This window comes from Corynebacterium sp. HMSC078H07, from assembly GCF_001812805.1.
Lineage (GTDB): Bacteria > Actinomycetota > Actinomycetes > Mycobacteriales > Mycobacteriaceae > Corynebacterium.
This window is the reverse complement of the sequence record NZ_KV810517.1, coordinates 77088-94561: the sequence shown is the minus strand read 5'-3', so window position 1 is coordinate 94561 and position 17474 is coordinate 77088. Positions and strand designations below refer to the sequence as shown.

Annotated in this window: 10 protein-coding genes; 4 read left to right on the top strand and 6 right to left on the bottom strand. The window is 64.0% G+C overall.

Annotated elements, in window-relative coordinates; all coding sequences use genetic code 11:
- The first annotated feature begins 44 nt into the window (after window positions 1–44).
- The 3 genes from HMPREF2875_RS11620 to HMPREF2875_RS11610 all read left to right on the top strand — a co-directional run bounded on the left by HMPREF2875_RS11620 (window position 45) and on the right by HMPREF2875_RS11610 (window position 8708).
- Window positions 45–1904 carry a FadD32-like long-chain-fatty-acid--AMP ligase gene (locus tag HMPREF2875_RS11620; protein ID WP_070673327.1) on the top strand — a complete coding sequence of 620 codons (1860 nt, stop codon included), beginning with the start codon at window positions 45–47 and terminating at the stop codon, window positions 1902–1904.
- Window positions 1905–2334: 430 nt separating this feature from the next.
- Entirely contained in the window at window positions 2335–7164 is a 4830-nt protein-coding gene (locus HMPREF2875_RS11615) for a type I polyketide synthase (RefSeq protein WP_070673326.1), read from the top strand.
- Window positions 7161–8708, top strand: a complete 1548-nt coding sequence (locus tag HMPREF2875_RS11610; protein WP_042532625.1) for an acyl-CoA carboxylase subunit beta — start codon at window positions 7161–7163, stop codon at window positions 8706–8708. The genes HMPREF2875_RS11615 and HMPREF2875_RS11610 overlap by 4 nt, the downstream gene beginning before the upstream one ends.
- Before the next feature lie 379 nt (window positions 8709–9087).
- On the opposite strand, the gene HMPREF2875_RS11605 is transcribed toward HMPREF2875_RS11610, so the two are convergent.
- The 6 genes from HMPREF2875_RS11605 to trmB all read right to left on the bottom strand — a co-directional run bounded on the left by HMPREF2875_RS11605 (window position 9088) and on the right by trmB (window position 15266).
- A complete protein-coding gene (locus HMPREF2875_RS11605) occupies window positions 9088–10101 on the bottom strand; it encodes an HNH endonuclease signature motif containing protein (protein WP_070673324.1) in 1014 nt (337 codons plus the stop codon).
- A 180-nt stretch (window positions 10102–10281) separates the two neighbouring features.
- Complete coding sequence (locus HMPREF2875_RS11600) at window positions 10282–10629, bottom strand: DUF3054 domain-containing protein (protein ID WP_070673322.1); 348 nt, start codon at window positions 10627–10629, stop codon at window positions 10282–10284.
- Window positions 10630–11640, bottom strand: a complete 1011-nt coding sequence (locus HMPREF2875_RS11595) for a lysylphosphatidylglycerol synthase transmembrane domain-containing protein (protein WP_070673320.1) — start codon at window positions 11638–11640, stop codon at window positions 10630–10632.
- A complete protein-coding gene (locus HMPREF2875_RS11590) occupies window positions 11637–13874 on the bottom strand; it encodes an MMPL family transporter (RefSeq protein ID WP_070673318.1) in 2238 nt (745 codons plus the stop codon). Before HMPREF2875_RS11590 ends, HMPREF2875_RS11595 begins: the two co-directional genes overlap by 4 nt.
- A gap of 7 nt (window positions 13875–13881) precedes the next feature.
- Complete coding sequence (locus HMPREF2875_RS11585; protein WP_070673316.1) at window positions 13882–14493, bottom strand: NYN domain-containing protein; 612 nt, start codon at window positions 14491–14493, stop codon at window positions 13882–13884.
- The gene (gene trmB / locus HMPREF2875_RS11580) at window positions 14493–15266 is read right to left on the bottom strand and encodes a tRNA (guanosine(46)-N7)-methyltransferase TrmB (protein ID WP_070673315.1); all 774 of its coding nucleotides are present in this window, start codon (window positions 15264–15266) and stop codon (window positions 14493–14495) included. The genes HMPREF2875_RS11585 and trmB overlap by 1 nt, the downstream gene beginning before the upstream one ends.
- Window positions 15267–15620: 354 nt before the next feature.
- On the opposite strand from trmB, the gene HMPREF2875_RS11575 reads away from it, so the two are divergent.
- A complete protein-coding gene (locus HMPREF2875_RS11575) occupies window positions 15621–17441 on the top strand; it encodes a phosphoenolpyruvate carboxykinase (GTP) (protein WP_070673422.1) in 1821 nt (606 codons plus the stop codon).
- The last annotated feature ends 33 nt before the right edge of the window (window positions 17442–17474 follow it).

The window sequence follows — 17474 nt, the reverse complement described above, 5'->3', positions numbered from 1 at the left end:
GTGTCAAAAGTACGTGACCTATCTATCCCACAAAGGAGTCCCACATGGACCTGAAAGCATTGATCGGCCAGTTCTTCGACGAGAAGGGCGCCATCAACCTGCCGCCGCACCTCACCTTGGCAGGTTTGGCGGAACACGTTTATGCCGCCGAGCAGCAGGCAGGAATTCCGGACCGCCCGGTCATGCGCCAGTGGGTCTTCACTGATAACCCGGAAGGCACCCCGCGTGACTTCACTCGCTCCCAGGTCAACACCCGCATCAAGGTGGTGGCCGCGCGTTTGCAGCAGGTAGGCAAGATGGGTGACCGCGTGGCCATCCTGGCCGGCAATTCCCCGGAGTACATCTTCGGCTTCCTTGGTGCTTTGTATGCAGGCATGACTCCGATTCCGCTTTATGACCCGAACGAGCCGGGCCACACTGACCACCTGCGCGCGGTGTTCGGGGATGCCAACCCGCCGATTGTCCTGACTAACAATGTCTCGGCAGCTGCCAACCGCGCGTACTTCTCCGACCGCCCCGCCGCCGAGCGTCCGCGCATCATCTCTATTGATTCTCTGCCGGATTCCCTCGCCGCCAGCTGGGTGAACCCGTTGGAGACTGAAGAGGGCAAGGCCGCCCTCGCCGCTCTGCAGACCGCACCGGTGGACCACCCGGCCTTCCTGCAGTACACCTCCGGTTCCACGCGCACCCCGGCGGGCGTGCTGCTTACCAACCGCAACATCATGACGAACGTGTTGCAGATCTTCACTGCCCTGCAGATTAAGCTGCCTGCGCGCGTGATCTCCTGGCTGCCGATGCACCACGATATGGGCATCATCCTTGCTGTCTTCGTCACCATTCTGGGGCTTAACCTGGAGATTATGACCCCGCGCGACTTTGTCCAGCAGCCCAAGCGCTGGGTAGATCAGCTCAAGCGCCAGCCTGTCGACGCCCACCTGCAGGGCACCTACGCCGTAGTCCCCAACTTTGCTCTCGAGCTGGCCGCGCGGTATGGAGCGCCGGCAGCGGGGGAAGAGCTCGACTTTAGTGCCGTCGATGGCATCGTGATTGGCTCGGAACCGGTGACGGAGAGCGCAGTGAATTCCTTCTGGGAGACCTTTGGCAAGGAAGAGTACGGTCTGCGCCGCGAAACCCTGCGCCCGTCCTATGGCATGGCGGAGGCATCCCTCATCGTCACCACGCCGCAGACCCCGGAGCGCCCCATCATTTCGCACTTCGACCGCGAGCGCTTGGCGCAGGGCGAGGCTGTCATCGTGGAGAAGTCTGCGGACTCCGTGGCCTACGCTTCCTGTGGTCAGAGCGTTATTGCCCAGGAACTCACCATCGTGGACCCGGAGACCCGAGCCGAGCTTGCCGACGGTCTCGTGGGCGAAATCTGGCTCCACGGCGAAAACCGCGCGGCCGGCTACTTGGGCCGTGAAGAGGAAACCGCGTCCACCTTCCACAACACGCTGGGCGAGCGCCTGGCTGAAGGGTCCCGCGTACCGAATGCTCCGGAGGACAACAACTGGCTTGCTACTGGTGACTTGGCGGCGATTGTGGATAACCAGGTCTACATCACGGGCCGTCTCAAGGACCTCATCGTGGTGGCTGGTCGCAACCACTACCCGCAGGATATCGAAGGCACCGTGCAGGAGGCCTCGTCCCACGTGCGTGCTGATTCCATCGCGGCCTTCTCCGTCGAGGGCGGCAGTACCGAAGAGCTTGTCCTGCTGATCGAACGTGCTGATGGCGCTAGCCCCGCCGAGGACGAGGCTGCCTCCGAGGCCATTCGCTCCGCCGTCTCCTCGCACCACGGCGTGACCCCGGCGGCCATTCAGTGGTTCAACGCCAACGAGATTAAGCGCACCTCCTCGGGCAAGATTGCCCGCCGCGTGGCGAAGAAGGAGTACCTCGCTTCCTAGTCTGCGCCCTACGCTGCCCACCCTGCTCACAATGGCTGGGTGGGATTTGTCGTGCATGAGGCTAGCTAGCACCTACCGAGCGCACCGAGCCACGTGAGAGCAACCCCCGCTCTCGCGCGTGCGCGCGCCCCGCAACACTCGCCCGCGCAGCCCAAGCCCAACAGGGGCAGATTCCTGCGGGTGGCGTCACCTCGCGCGCGTGCGCGCAGCTCAAGCCGCCCCCTCGCGCGCGCGTGCGCGCGTAAGTGTGCGGATCTGTGGCGAGTTTTCGCTGGTGGGGGAGTCAATGGGTATGTCGGTTATGAAACCCAAGTTAACGAAGTGAGATAATCGTCCGATAACTCGTATAGGAGCGTCGTCGAGCGCGCCTTCGTGCTGCGCAAAATCGACCGCCTTGTGACCAGAGTCCGCGTTAGAAAGCTAGAGATTTATGACCGTTGAAGAGCTTCGTGGCTGGCTGCGCACCTGGGTTGCGCAGACCACCGGCCTCTCCGCAGAGGAAATCACGGACACCAAACCGCTGGAGAACTTCGGACTGTCCTCGCGCGACGCCGTGGTTCTTTCCGGTGAATTAGAAAACCTCCTCGGCATCAAACTCGAGCCCACCGTGGCCTATGAGTACCCCACGATTGCGCAGCTGGCGGAGCGTCTGGTCAACGGGGCCTCTCACAGCGTGCCAGGGGAAGCAGCGGCGGCGCCGCGCCCGGCCGCAATTGAAGGCGGCGACATCGCCGTCATCGGCTATGCCGGCCGCTTCCCAGGCGCAAAGAACGTCGCCGAATTCTGGAACATGCTCGTGGAGGGCCGGCCTGGTACCGGCCCGCTGCCCGTGGGCCGCTGGTCGGAGTATTCCTCCGACCCGATCACCAGCGAGAAGATAGAGCAGCAGAACACCGACGGCGGCTACATCGATGACATCGCCAGCTTCGACGCTGAATTCTTTGGTCTCTCCCCGCTCGAGGCTGCCAACATGGACCCGCAGCAGCGCATCCTCCTCGAAGTGGCCTGGGAGGCCCTCGAGGACGCCGGGGTCCCAGCCAACCAGCTGCGCGGCACCGCTACTGGCGTGTACATGGGCTCTACGAACAACGACTACGGCATGCTCATCACCGCCGACCCAGCAGAGATGCACCCCTACGCGATGACGGGCACCTCCTCGGCGATCATCGCCAACCGCCTGTCCTACGCATTCGATCTGCGCGGCCCGTCCCTCAACGTGGATACTGCCTGCTCCGCTTCCCTCGTGGCCGTCAACCAGGCAGTCAAGGATCTGCGCGTCGGCGCGGCCGACGTAGCCCTGGCCGGCGGCGTGAACATCCTGGCCTCGCCGCATGCCTCCATCGGCTTTAGCGAGCTCGGCGTCACCTCGCCCACCAGTGCCATCCATGCGTTCTCCGATGACGCCGACGGCATCGTCCGCGCGGATGCCGCCGGCGTTCTCGTGCTCAAGCGCCTCGAGGATGCCGAACGCGACGGTGACACCATCGCTGCCGTCATCAAGGGCTCTGCCGTTAACTCCGACGGCCACTCCAACGGCCTGACCGCTCCGAACCCGGACGCGCAGGTCGACGTCCTCGAGCGCGCCTACGCCGACGCCGGTATCCGCCCACAGGACGTGGACTACGTCGAGGCCCACGGCACCGGCACCATCCTCGGTGATCCCATCGAGGCCACCGCTCTCGGCCGTGTTCTCGGGCCGGGCCGCCATGCCGCCACCCCGACCCTTCTGGGCTCCGCCAAGACCAATATCGGCCACTCTGAATCCGCTGCGGGCGTGGTTGGCCTCATTAAGGTCATCGAAGGTATGCGCCATGGCGTCATCCCGCCGAACATCAATTACGCCGGCCCCAACCGCTACATCGACTTTGACGCTGAGCACCTCGAAGTGGTCGAGGACCCACGCGAATGGCCCGAATACTCCGGCCAAAAAATCGCCGGCGTCTCCGGCTTCGGCTTCGGCGGCACCAACGCCCACGTTGTCCTTACCGATTACCGCGGGCTGACCTACCAGGCTGCCCCGCAGGTCGCCGTCGGAGAGGGCCAGCCGGTTGCCCTGCCGGTCTCCGGGCTGCTGCCTTCGCGCCGCGCCACTGCTGCAGCCGACCTCGTTGAGTACATCGAGGCCGAGAACCCGAACCTGCTCTCCCTGGCCCGCACCCTCGCCCGCCGTAATCATGGGCGCTCGCGGGCGGTAGTGATGGCGTCGTCAAGCGAGGAGGCCATCAAGCGCCTGCGCCAGGTGTCTGAAGGAACCATCTCCGTGGGCATCGCCGCGGCGGATTCCCCGTCGGTGCACGGCCCGGTCTTCATGTACTCCGGCTTCGGCTCCCAGCACCGCAAGATGGCCAAGGATATGATTGAGATGTCGCCGCTGTTTAAAGAACGTCTGGTCGAACTCGACGCCCTTGTGCAGCGCGAATCTGGCTGGTCCATTCTGGAGCTCGCCCACGATGACTCCCAGACCTACAACACCGAAACCGCGCAGGTGGCGATTACCGCCATCCAGATTGCGCTGACGGACCTGTTCGCCGCCTTCGGCGTGCGCCCGGCCGGCGTGATCGGCATGTCCATGGGTGAAATCGGCGCGGCCTACGCGTCCGGCGGCATCTCCGCGGAGGACGCCATGCTCATTGCCTGCCACCGCGCGCGCCTCATGGGGGAGGGCGAGGCCTCGCTTCCCGACGATCAACAAGGCGCCATGGCCGTCGTCGAACTCTCCGCCGAGGAGATTGGCGCCCTACCAGGCAATATCGAGCCCGCCGTCTACACCGGCCCCGGCATGACCACAGTGGGCGGCCCGCGCGAGGAGGTCCTCGCGCTGGTGGAGAAGCTCGACGGTGAGGGCAAGTTCGCTCGCGCCCTCAACGTCAAGGCTGCCGGCCATACCTCTGCCGTCGACCCGCTGCTCGGTGAGCTTTATGCCGAAATCGCCGGCATTGAGGCCCGCCCGCTGCATACCACGCTGTTTTCCTCCGTGGACCGCGGCAAGGCCTACCGTCCGGGCACTGTGCTGCACGACGAAGACTACTGGATCCGCATGACTCGCCACTCCGTCTACCTGCAGGACGCGACCGAGTCGGCCTTTGACGCGGGCCATACCCAAATCGTGGAGATTTCCCCGAACCCGATTGCGCTGATGGGCCTCATGTCCACTGCTTTCGCCGCGGGCAAGGCGGACGCGCAGCTGCTGTACAGCCTGAAGCGCAAGGTGGACCCCACCGAGTCGCTGCTGGATGTGCTGGCCAAGCTCTACGTTGCGGGTGTCCCAGTGGACTACACAAAGGTCTTCGGCTCCGGCGCGCTTGTTGCCGCCCCCTCGACCCACTTCCGTCGCCAGCGTTTCTGGACCAACGCCCGCCCTTCCGCTGGTATCTCCGGTCTGCCGGGCGCGCGCGTCACCCTGCCGGAGGGCGCCGTGGCCTTCTCCACAAACGCGGACCAGGCGCCGAGTGCCCTGGCCATCCTAGAGGCTGCCGCCGAGGCCGTGTCCCCGGGCGCACAGATTGCCGCCAGCGAGGAACATGCGGACCTGCCGGCGAAGGGTGAGGTCACCACCATTGTGCGCCGCACTCTCGGCGGCCTGTCCGTGGCGGTGCACTACGTGGATGGCGCGTCGACCAAGCTCATCGCGGAAGGTTTCGCCTCTACCCTCAACCTTGAGGCGCCTGTCGCCGCCCCGGAGCCGAGCCTGCCGCAGGCCGTGACCGCGCCGCAGTTCGCCGACCCCGAAGTGGGCGTTGATGCGGTGCGCTGGGACCCGGAGAAGGAGAGCGTGGAGGAGCGCTTGGCGCTCATCGTGTCGGAGTCCATGGGCTACGACGTCTCCGATCTCCCGCGCGAGCTGCCGCTCATTGACCTGGGCCTCGATTCGCTCATGGGCATGCGCATCAAGAACCGCGTGGAGAACGACTTCCAGATTCCGCCGCTGCAGGTGCAGGCGCTTCGCGACGCCTCCCTCGCCGACGTCATCACCATGGTCGAGGAGGCCGTCGCCGAGCAAACCGACCCCGCCGCGCCGGCCACCGACGCCGCTGACGCTCACACCGCTGACGCTCGCACCGCACCCTTCGCGCTCACCGAGAGCGACGACACCACCCCAGACGCTTCCACGGTGAGCGCGAAGGACGGCGCGGATGGGCTGCGCGGCGAAAATAGCGGCGAGGAGCACGAAGGCGTGGGCGTGGCCCCGCGCGATGCCTCCGAGCGCATGGTCTTCGGTACCTGGGCCACCTTTACGGGCAAGGCCGCCGCCGGCGTGACTTCCGCGCTGCCGCAGGTCAGCGATGAGATAGCAGAGAAGATTGCCGAGCGCCTCACCGAGCGCGCCGGCATCGAGGTCACCGCGCAGCAGGTTCAGGAGGCCGAAGCGCTGGAGAACCTGGCGGACCTCGTCCGCGAGGGCCTCGAGACCGAGGTCGAGGGCAACATCCGTGTGCTGCGCGAGGCCGATGGCCCAGCAGTCTTCATGTTCCACCCGGCCGGCGGCACCACGGTGGTCTACCAGCCGCTGACCCGCCGCCTGCCTGCCGACGTCGCCGTCTACGGCGTCGAGCGCCTCGAAGGCAGCCTGGAGGATCGCGCCGCCGCCTACATTGAGGACATCCTGCACTACGCGCGCGGCCGCAAGGTCGTGCTCGGCGGCTGGTCCTTCGGCGGCGCGCTGGCCTATGAGGTGGCCTACCAGCTCCAGGAGCGCGCAGCCCGCGGCGAGGATGCGGCTGAGGTGGCCTTCATCGCTCTGCTGGATACCACCCAGCCGGCGCATCCGGCACCGAAGACGCTGGAGGAAACCAAGGCCCGCTGGGGCCGCTACGCTGCCTTCGCCAAGAAGACCTACGGTCTTGACTTCGAGCCGCCCTACGAAATGCTGGAAACCGTCGGCGAAGATGCGCTCATGGCCATGCTCGCGGAATTCCTCAGCTCCACCGACGCCTCTGAACACGGCCTCTCTGCCGGTGTACTCGAGCACCAGCGGGCGTCCTTCGTAGACAACCAGATTTTGGGCTCGCTGGATATGGGAAGGTGGGCGTCGGTAAGCGTGCCCGTCATCCTCTTCCGCTCCGAGCGCATGCACGACGGCGCCATCGAGCTCGAGCCGGCGTATGCGGAGATTAACCCGGACGGCGGCTGGGGCGTTATCGTGAAGGATCTGGAGATTGTGCAGCTGCCGGGCGACCACCTGGCGGTTCCCGACGAGCCGGCAATCGGTATCGTGGGCAAGCACATGGAGGATTGGATCGAGGAGAAGATTCGCAAGTGACTAGCACCGCTGACAAGCTAGCGGACCTGCGCGAGCGCCTCGAGCGTGCCCAGGACCCCGGCAGCGAGCGCTCCCGTGCCCGCCGCGACGAGGCCGGCCGCTCGACGCCTCGCCAACGCATCGCCGCGCTTCTCGACGAAGGCTCCTTCGTCGAAACCGGCGCCCTGGGCAAGACCCCCGGCGACCCGGATGCGATTTACTCCGACGGCGTGGTCACCGGCCACGGCCGCATCAATGGCCGCCCGGTGTGCATTTACGCGCACGATAAGACCGTCTACGGCGGATCCGTGGGCGTGACCTTTGGCAAGAAGGTCACCGACATCATGGACCTGGCCATCAAGATTGGCTGCCCGGTCATCGGTATCCAGGATTCCGGTGGCGCGCGTATCCAGGACGCGGTGACGTCACTGGCCATGTACTCCGAGATTGCCCGCCGCCAGCTACCGCTTAGTGGCCGCAGCCCGCAGATTTCCATCATGATGGGCAAGTCCGCCGGTGGCGCGGTGTATGCGCCGGTGACCACGGACTTTATCATCGCCGTCGATGGTGAGGCGGAGATGTACGTGACGGGCCCGAACGTGATCAAGGAGGTCACGGGCGAGGAGATTTCTTCCCACGACCTAGGTTCCGCCCGCCAGCAGGAGCTCAACGGCAACGTCTCCGTTGTGGTGCCCTCGGAGGATGATGCCTTCGATTTGGTTCGTGACTTGCTGGATCATTTGCCGTTGACCTGCTTCGATGAGGCGCCGGTCTTCGACGCGCCGTCTGATGAAGAGGTGGCCCAGGACACCGAGTTGGATTCCTTCATGCCGGATGACACGAATGCCGGCTACGACATGATGGACCTGCTCACGCAGCTTGGCGACGACGACGAGCTCATCGAAATCCAGGAAAACTACGCCCCCAACGTCATCACTGCTTTTGGCCGCATTGATGGCAAAGCCGTGGGTTTTGTGGCGAATAACCCGATGCATTCGGCGGGTTGTATCGATGCGGACGCCGCCGATAAAGGCGGGCGTTTTATCCGTATTTGCGATGCCTACAACATCCCGCTGGTCTTCGTGGTCGATACGCCGGGTTACCTGCCGGGCGTGGACCAGGAGAAGGCAGGCTTGATTCACCGCGGCGCGAAGTTCGCGTTTGCGGTGGTGGAAGCCACTGTGCCGAAGGTCTCGCTCATCGTGCGCAAGGCTTATGGCGGTGCTTATGCCGTGATGGGCTCGAAGAACCTGACCGGTGATATCAACCTGGCGTGGCCGACGGCCCAGATCGCCGTGATGGGCTCGGCCGCCGCTGTGGTCATGATTGCCGGCAAGCAGCTCGAGGCCGCCGAAACCCCGGAGCAGCGCGCGATGACGAAGAAGATGTTCATGGACTTCTACGACGAGACCATGACCGCGCCCTATGTCGCTGCGGAGCGCGGCTACCTCGATGGCATGATTAAGCCCTCCGAGTCGCGCCTAGCCCTGCGCCGCGCGCTGCGCCAGCTGGCCGATAAGCAAGAGAAGGATCTGCCCAAGAAGCACACCATCTCCCCGCTTTAGCCCATCGCCCGCGCCGGCGGGATGGTTGCCCTGCCGAATTCTCTACTGGGGGTGGTCAACCCTCTGGCTTGCCGCGGTCCTGCCGCGGTGCTGGGTGGGAGGGCTGTGGCCGGTTAGGGCCATTCCCCACAAACTGCCGGATTTTTCGCGTAAGGCGTAACGTCAAAGGCATCCTCGCACGATAGACATTAAGTCTAGGTAATCGAATAAAGGAGAACTCTCATGCTGTCTAGCGTTATTGACCTCGGTGGCGACATCATCAACCTCGTCATCATGCTGCTCAACCGCGCCGGTGTTACCGTCTCCGGCTCCTCCCTGAGCTCGAAGTAAGCCAACACCTGTAGCCCCTCCTGGTGGAGGGGCTTTTTCGATCCGTGTTTTAGGGCCAGGCAGGACTGGGGCTGGGAACTGGAGGACCGCCACCGGGCGGCAACCAATGGACTCTGCCGTTGATGCGGTCGACCCGACCCCGGCCGGTGGGGCGAGTGGGATCGTCGTCGTTAATTGCGTTGTGATACTGGCATAAAGGCACCAGATTGGCGATGTTGGTAGGCCCGCCATCTTGCCAGCGTTGTATGTGGTGCATTTGGCATTCCGTGACGGGTTTATTACAACCAAACCACGCGCACGTCGGATGCTCCGCGCCCAACATGAGCCGCATCTTGTCGTTAGCGAAGCGGCTCGTGCCGTAGAGATTCACCGGGCCCAGGGTGGGGTGGATGAGGGTAACGAAGCCGCGCTCGGCAAACTTCGTGCGCACGAACTCCGCGCCGGTCATCGTGCCGCCGTCGGTGGCCTGCAGAATGATGTCATCGCCTTCGCCACGCACAATTGTGTCCAGCTCGTCGAGGCGCACGATGACATGGGCATGCAGCGCCGGCGCGGGGGCGCCGCCGCCCTCAAAGACCTCGTGGGCGGCTTTGAGCAGGTCGTCGTTTGTCGCCCGAAGCGTGCCCACCATGTCGGCGATCGCTCGTGGACGGTCCGTAATCGTGATGCTGTGCAGACCGGTAGCGCTGCGGCGCACACGGACACCAGGGCTGGGCTTCGGGGTGAGCTCGGCAAGCCGGCGCTTCGCCACACCCGCAACCTCTCCCACTGGTGTTTCGCACAATTCCACCCGCAGGTCCCAGGCTTTGCGGGAATCTTTCACGCGCGCGACGTGGCGCTCGATGGTGAGCAGCGTATCAAGCGCGTGAGTGGTCTCCCGCGCGCGGCGCTGCTTGGCGGTGTAGGCAGTCTGCCCGAAATAGACGCGGAGGAGCGCATCTAACTGCCGTGCCACCCGAGGAGTCGCGCCAAGTGCGATCATCTCATCGAGCGTGTGGCCCGCGCACAAAGAAACGACGTGCATGCCGCGAGCGAGTACCCCGAGTAAGTCCCCCAACTTCATGCCTCACACCTTAAACCCGCTCCACCTACCCCGCAACTGGAACGGCAAACTCCCAGCTCAAAGGGGGTGACTATGGTTGGTTGTAAGCGTGGCAAGCCTGGCTGGCGGGTGCCTCCCTAACACGTGAGCGCGTCTTGTGAAGGGAAGAAAACAGGCTAGAGGAAATGGCGAAGCCGGATACTAAGCGCGGGAGCGGGATGCAAAGGCCGCGATGCCGCGCCAGCCGAAGAGCAGCAGCGCGGACATGACCGTGGCCACGATGAGGAAGGACCAGTGCGGCAGGCGCCCGTTGACCAGCATCCACAGGGCCATGCCGCCAACAATGGCGCTAACCCACACCACAGCGCCCTGCTTCCACAGGCCGCCCAACTTCGCGGCCATGATGATGACCCAGCCCACGAGCGCGCCCACAGTCCACGGCCAGAAGGCATCGACCCACGAGCTGAAACTCAATCCACCGTGCGCTAGGCGGGCGAGGATGGCGAAGAGGGCGAGAGCGAGGACGTCGATAAGCGGGGCAACGCGCATTTAGGATTCCTTCCGGTTCAACGCCGCGTAAGAGAAGCCATCGCGGGCGTAGTGGGCGAAATAGATGACCCATCCAATGATAGTGATGAGCGCAAAAGAAATAAGCCGGTAGATGATGGCCGCGGAGGTGGCGTGCACCACGGTCAGGCCCGTGGCCACCAGCGGGGTGATGAGGGCGGCCTCAACCGTGCCCACACCGCCCGGCGTGACCTGCGCGGAACCGGCCAGCTTCGCGGCGAGGAAGGCTAAGGCTACGCCAGCGATGGTGGTGTCATCAGCACCCGCACGCAGCCAGGGGATCTCCCCGGTCATTGCCCACACGGATGCCCACAGTGCACCCATATCAGCCAGTCGGTGCACCAGCGACGCCCCCGCCACGATGGCGAAAGGTCCTCGTGAGAGGTGGACCTCGCCGAGGTTGCGGATCTCCTCAATGGCCCGATCTCGCGCCGACCCGGGGCGCAGTTTGCGCAGCCAGCGCTCGAGGGTCACTGGGTGCGAGGTTAGCCAGAAGATCCCGCCGAGTGCCGCGAGCATCAGGACGATAGTCGTGATCAGCGAACCCAAAGCCATATCGGCGTTGAGGAAAAATACCCCACCGAGCCCAATGAGCGCGAGGAACATCGAGCTAATGATCGAGGACAAAAACAGGAAATAACTGCACAGCGCCACCGACGCGCCCCAGCGGCGCTGCACCTGGAAGGTGAGCAAGGCCGAAAAGGCAGGGCCCGCGGGCAGCGTCGTGGACCACGCGTTGGAGGCCAGCGTGATGGCGTAGGTTTCGCGCAGCGGCACCTTGACGCCGCCGGCGCCGATGAGCCGCTTCATCACCTCGGCCATGCCCGCGATGGAGAGCAGCGCAAACACCACGACGAGCACCACCGGCAGCGGCTCGGCGTGGCGCAGGCGGCGCAGGCCTTCGGTGATGAAGTCGAGCTGGTCACGAAAGAACCACGCCAGCGCGGCCAGGATAACCAGGGAGATTATCCAGGTGAGCCACTTCTTGTTCATCGTCTATCCGTCGAGTTGAGGCGCTGCATCAGTTCGGTGAAGGGGATGAGCTCCTCATCCGTGTCGGCGCTGCGGTCACCACGTACAGGAGCATCGCTTGCCGACGCCTCCTCGACCTGTTCTGCCGGATTGGCAGCTGGAGCGTTGTCGCCGCCGAGGCGATGGGTCAGGCGGGTAAGGAAGCGCGGGGCCCACCAGTTGTCTTCGCGAAGCAGGTGCATGACGGCGGGGACGAGGAGCATGCGGACGATGGTGGCGTCGATAAGCAGGGCGAAAATCATGCCGAAGGCGATGTACTTCATCATGACGATGTCGGAGAAGCCAAAGGCTCCCGCCACGACAATCATGATGAGCGCAGCTGCCGTGATGATGCCACCCGTGTGCGCGGTGCCCGCAGCGATGGCCTCATCGGTGGACGCACCGCGGCGGCGGGCTTCCACCATGCGCGAGACCAAGAAGACCTCATAGTCCGTGGAGAGACCAAAGACGATGGCGATGATGAGCACCAGAATCGGGCTCATGAGCGGACCGGCGGTGAAGTTGAGCAGGCCGGAGCCGAGGCCATCGACGAACATGAGCGTCAGAATGCCCAGCGTGGCACCCAGGGAAAGCAGCGTCATGATGATGGCCTTGAGCGGCAGGATGAAGCTGCCGAAGACCAGCGCCATGAGGAGGAAGGTGGCCAGCACCACGTAGAGGGCCATCCAGGGGAGGGTCTCAAAGAGCGCGTCGAGGGACTCGACCTCCATGGCCGGGGTGCCGCCGACGTAGAGCTCCACGCCCTCCGGCGCCTCGATGTCCTCGAGTTCGTGGACGATGCGTGCGTAGTCCTCGCGGTCTTGGATGCCGGCGCCGAGGACGGTGGTGCCGTCGACAGTCGCGGTCTTCGGGCCCATCGGCTCGGTAAGGCCCTGGATGGAGCGGGCCTGCATGACGACGTCCACAAGCTGCTCATTCGTGGCATTCTTCACCACGAGCTTGACCGGTTCGGTGCGGAAGGAGGGGAAGTCCTTGTTGAACTGGTCCTGGGCCACGCGCACATCGTTATCCGGCGGCAGGTAGGTTTCGTTGATGCCTCCAAATTTCACGCCCAGCACCGGCAGGGTGAGCGCGATGAGCAGGGCGCAAATGGCGGCGGTCATGAGACCTGCGCGGCGCATGGCCCAGCGCGGCAGCTTGTACCACCACGTGTCCTCAATGCGGCGCCCGCGGCGCGAGGTCTTGCGCACGGTCCACTTATCGATGTTGTGGCCCAGCATGCCGAACAGGGACGGCAGCACCATGACCGACAGCAGCGCGGCCAGGCCCACCGCGGAGATGGAGCCATAGGCCACGGACTTGAGGAAGGCCTGCGGGAAAAGGAAGAGCCCGGAGAGGGACACGGCCACCATGGCGGCGGAGAAAACCACGGTCTGACCCGCAGTAGCGGTGGTGATCGCCACGGCCTCCTTGGTATCGCGGCCCTTGTCCAGCTCCTCGCGGAAGCGCGACACCATGAACAGGCCGTAGTCGATGGCCAGACCCAAGCCCAGCAGCGTGACCACGGCTTGTGCGAACACGTTGACCTGCTGGAAGCCAGCCAAGATGGAGAGGATGCCCAGAGAGCCCAGGATGGACAGGCCACCCACGACGAGCGGCATGAAAGCCGCGACGACGGAACCGAAGACGATGAGCAGCAGCAGGCCCACGAGCGGCAGGGCGGCCTTCTCCGCGCGGGAGATGTCCTCGGCCATGCCCTCGTCGAGCGCATCGGCCACGGCGGTGGCGCCCGCTACCTGGACCGGCAAGTCGCTGGAGTGCAGCGACTCCTCAATGGCGCGGAAGTCCTTGAGGGTCTGCTCGCCGTCGCCTTTGAGCCCGATGGCGGCGAATGCCGTGGAGTGGTCCTGCGTGATGAGGTTCGGGTTGCGCTTATCAAAGTAGCTGGTGACGGAGTCGATCTGTTCCGGATGCTGAGCCTTGAGGTCATCCAGAAAGGATTTGGCCTCGGCGGCGTGGGTTTCGGGGTCGTCGAAAAGCAGGATGACGTCGCCGGAATTGTCCCGGCCGAAGGTCTCCAGTTCGATCTGTGCAGCGCTTGTCGACGCCGCCCCCGGGTCCTCCCAGCCCTCCTGACTCATCCGGTCACCCAGGCGGGTGCCGAAGCCGAAGAAGAGGCCGAGGATGAGCCCGACGATGATAAGCGGGATGACCTTGCGGTGGGCGTAGGAGAAGCGGCCCCAAGAATAAAACATGCGGCTCCTAACTGTGCTCGGGCGCGCGGTCCGGAAGCAGCGCGGACAGCGGGCGGAAAGGCTGCAGCCAGGCGCCGCCTGGAGGCAGATTATCCAGGTTAACGCGTGGCAGCGGTTCGCGGAAGACACCCTCGATGTCTTCGAGGTCGACGAACTCAATCTCCGGATGGGTCACAGCCCAGGAGGCGTGCTCGTGGAAGCCGAGGACGCAGGTGGGCAGGCCGGAAGCAGAGAGCTGTTCCAGCAGGTGCTGGAAGTTCTGGCCGTCGGCTGAGGCGACGATGACACCGGAGAGGTTCTCGCGGTTGGCCTTGATGTATTCGACCATGTCGGGGTCGACGTCATCGTCCTCGTGCAGCTTTGGCTTGGCAAAGACGGCAAATCCAACATTGCGGATGGCTTCCACCCATGGGCGGATGACGTCGGCGCCGCCGGGAGTGACGTTGGTGAAGACGGCGGCTTCGGGAGTGGCGTCGTTGTCGAAGGCCAGCTCCACCAGCCAGCGGCCAATCGCATCAAAACGCGGGCGGTGTGCGGAGGTGGGTCGCCCGCCGAGGATGGCGCCGAGCCCCATGTCCATGTTGGGTGCATCCCACACCAGAAGATAGGTGCCGGCCATTACTTTTTCTCCCACAGGTACTCGGTGATGACGTGTTCCTTATCTAGGCCTTTGCCCTCGAACTTGGTGATGACCTGGCGGTCGGTGAGGATGGGGCATTCCGGCCAGGGCCAGCCCTTGTAATCCAGGGAGGGCTCGACCTCAACGAGCTCGTTAATCCACTCGGCGTAGCCGGCATGGTCGGTGGCCACGTGGAGCACGCCGCCGGGTTTCAGGCGGGAGGCAAAGAGGTTGAGCGTGCCGGACTGGATAATGCGGCGCTTGTGGTGGCGGGCCTTGGGCCACGGGTCCGGGAAGAAGATGCGGATGCCATCCAAGGACTCGGGCGCGAACATGCGCATAAGCACCTCGATGCCATCGCCGCGCACCATGCGGATGTTCTCAATATTATTGCGCACGATGGAGCCCAGCAGCTTGGCCAGGCCCGGCTTGTAAAGTTCCACTGCGATGATGTTGGTGTCCTGCTCCAGTGGCGCCATCGCTGCGGTTGAGGTACCGGTTCCGGAGCCGATCTCCACGATGGTCTTCGCACCCTCGCGGCCGAACCAAGAGGGGATGTCGAGGGGGACGTCGGCAAGCATCTGCCCCAGCTTGGGCCAGTGTTCCTCGAAGAGGGCGTTCTGGTTGTCAGTCAGGGTGCCGCGGCGGAAGGTGACGTTGCCAAGGCGTGGGTAGTCCAGATCGTTGTTGAACTCTGCATTGAAGTCCGTCTGGAGACCGCGGCCATGGGGCATCTCGGCGGCGGGGTTCTGGGAAGAGTCTGCGCTATTCATCGGCTTATATCTTTCCCTTAAGCAGGGGTTTGAGGCAACGTGCCGCGCCGTGCGGGACGCCCGGGTGATGCCCGATCGGGCGAGTCGGGGGTAAGAGTACGGCCGTACGGTACGTGCCGATAGAGGATTTTTCACCCCCGTGCAGGGGTGAGTTTCTCCCTGCCGTGCTGTATTTCACAGTCCTATACCCTTGGGATAGTCGGCGTGAGCTGGGTGGATATAACCAGGGTGGCCCTTATTACACATCTTGGTATCACCAGCGTCCGTACTCTGGAAGGCGAGACGTCGATGGTGGAGAAAATCCCCACCGACGCTAAGAAGTGCCCTGGCCCACCGAACACAGGAGAATATGAAATGACCGCAACTATTCCAGGCCTTGTAGGTGACTTGCCCACGAAGAATGAGAAGCTCATTTCGTGGATCAGTGAGAGCGTCGAGCTCTTCCAGCCGGAAGAGGTCGTGTTCGTTGACGGCTCCCAGGAGGAGGCCGATCGCCTCGCTGCCGAGCTCGTGGAGAAGGGTACCCTCATCAAGCTCAACGAAGAGAAGCGCCCGAACTCCTACCTGGCTCGCTCGAACCCGTCGGATGTCGCCCGTGTCGAGTCCCGCACCTTCATCTGCACCGAGACTGCCGAGGACGCAGGCCCGACCAATAACTGGGCCCCGCCGGCAGCCATGAAGGAAGAAATGACCGAGGCCTTCCGAGGTTCCATGAAGGGCCGCACCATGTATGTCGTGCCGTTCTGCATGGGCCCCATCAGTGACCCGGACCCCAAACTCGGCGTGCAGCTTACTGACTCCGCTTATGTTGTGCTGTCCATGCGCATCATGACCCGCATGGGCCAGCAGGCTCTGGACAAGATTGGTGAGAATGGCGACTTTGTCCACGCTCTGCACTCCGTCGGTGCCCCGCTGGAGCCGGGCCAGGAGGACGTCGCGTGGCCGTGCAACGAGAAGAAATACATCACGCAGTTCCCGGCGACCAAGGAGATTTGGTCCTACGGTTCCGGCTACGGCGGAAATGCCATCCTGGCCAAGAAGTGCTACGCGCTGCGTATCGCTTCCGTCATGGCGAAGGAAGAGGGCTGGATGGCAGAGCACATGCTCATCCTCAAGCTCACCAACCCGGAGGGCAAGAACTACCACATCGCAGCCGCCTTCCCGTCTGCTTGCGGTAAGACCAACCTGGCCATGATCACCCCGACCATCCCGGGCTGGAAGGCTGAGGTTGTGGGCGATGACATCGCCTGGATGAAGCTGCGCGAGGATGGCCTGTACGCCGTGAACCCGGAGAACGGCTTCTTCGGTGTGGCACCGGGCACCAACTACGACTCCAACCCGATTGCCATGAAGACGATGGAGCCGGGCAACACCCTGTTCACCAACGTCGCGCTGACCGACGACGGCGATGTCTGGTGGGAGGAAATGGGCGAGGCCCCGGAGCACCTCATTGACTGGCATGGCAACGATTGGACCCCGGATTCCACCACCAAGGCTGCGCACCCGAACTCCCGCTACTGCGTGCCGATTACGCAGTGCCCGTCCGCCGCGCCGGAGTTTGATGACTGGAAGGGCGTCAAGATTGACGCCATCCTCTTCGGCGGCCGCCGCGCGGATACCGTTCCGCTGGTGACCCAGGCCTTCGACTGGAACCACGGCACCATGATTGGTGCCCTGCTGTCCTCTGGCCAGACCGCTGCCGCTGAGGGCAAGGTCGGTGCTCTGCGCCATGACCCGATGGCCATGCTGCCGTTCATGGGGTACAACGCTGGTGACTACCTACAGCACTGGATCGACATGGGTGAAAACGGCGGCGACCGCATGCCGGAGATCTTCCTGGTCAACTGGTTCCGCCGTGGCGAGGACCGCCGCTTCCTGTGGCCGGGCTTCGGCGAGAACTCCCGCGTTCTCAAGTGGATCGTGGACCGCATCGAGGGCAACGTCGACGCCGTCGAGACCGTCGTGGGCCACACCGCCCGCCCGGAGGATATCGACCTCACCGGTCTAGACTTCGACATCGAAGACGTCCGCGAGGCCCTTGCCGTGAACCCGGCCGATTGGGCTGGCGACATGGAAGATAACAAGGAATACCTGCACTTCTTGGGTTCCCGCGTGCCGTCTGAGGTGTGGGACCAGTTCAAGGCGCTCAAGGAGCGCGTTGAGGCTGCCTCCTAACCTTTACTGTTAAGAATGCTCCCCTGCGGGGGA

Excerpts from the sequence above, each read along its gene's own strand:
- HMPREF2875_RS11605 (WP_070673324.1), bottom strand. The coding sequence starts at position 10,101 with ATGAAGTTGGGGGACTTACTCGGGGTACTCGCTCGCGGCATGCACGTC.
- HMPREF2875_RS11595 (WP_070673320.1), bottom strand. The coding sequence starts at position 11,640 with ATGAACAAGAAGTGGCTCACCTGGATAATCTCCCTGGTTATCCTGGCC.
- HMPREF2875_RS11585 (WP_070673316.1), bottom strand. The coding sequence starts at position 14,493 with ATGGCCGGCACCTATCTTCTGGTGTGGGATGCACCCAACATGGACATG.
- trmB (WP_070673315.1), bottom strand. The coding sequence starts at position 15,266 with ATGAATAGCGCAGACTCTTCCCAGAACCCCGCCGCCGAGATGCCCCAT.
- HMPREF2875_RS11620 (WP_070673327.1), top strand. The coding sequence starts at position 45 with ATGGACCTGAAAGCATTGATCGGCCAGTTCTTCGACGAGAAGGGCGCC.
- HMPREF2875_RS11600 (WP_070673322.1), bottom strand. The coding sequence starts at position 10,629 with ATGCGCGTTGCCCCGCTTATCGACGTCCTCGCTCTCGCCCTCTTCGCC.
- HMPREF2875_RS11615 (WP_070673326.1), top strand. The coding sequence starts at position 2,335 with ATGACCGTTGAAGAGCTTCGTGGCTGGCTGCGCACCTGGGTTGCGCAG.
- HMPREF2875_RS11590 (WP_070673318.1), bottom strand. The coding sequence starts at position 13,874 with ATGTTTTATTCTTGGGGCCGCTTCTCCTACGCCCACCGCAAGGTCATC.
- HMPREF2875_RS11575 (WP_070673422.1), top strand. The coding sequence starts at position 15,621 with ATGACCGCAACTATTCCAGGCCTTGTAGGTGACTTGCCCACGAAGAAT.